The sequence below is a fragment of the Streptomyces sp. URMC 126 genome, from assembly GCF_051386555.1.
Classification (GTDB): Bacteria; Actinomycetota; Actinomycetes; order Streptomycetales; family Streptomycetaceae; genus Streptomyces.
The window spans coordinates 1-237 of the sequence record NZ_JBPQTX010001339.1; the positions used below are offsets into that span (position 1 = coordinate 1).

Annotated in this window: 1 protein-coding gene; it reads left to right on the top strand. The window is 56.1% G+C overall.

Going from position 1 to position 237, the window contains the following annotated elements:
* A partial coding sequence (locus ACSNOK_RS36185) for a Gfo/Idh/MocA family protein (RefSeq protein ID WP_436784887.1) occupies positions 1 to 237 on the top strand: 237 nt, incomplete at both ends.

Below are 237 nucleotides of genomic sequence, written 5' to 3' on the forward strand. Positions count from 1 at the left end.
CATTGGAGCCGGACGCATCGGTCACGTCCATGCCCGAGCCATTCAAGGACGCAACGATGTCACGTTGGCGCTCGTTTGTGACCCATTCGAGCAGAACGCGTGTGCTCTCGCTGGTGAGTATGACGTGCGCTATTGCTTAGATCCGGACGAGGTTTTCGACGACTCCACAATCGACGCTGTCGTCATTGGGTCTCCAACCCAGTTCCATGTCGACCATATCCTCAAGGCCGTCAATAG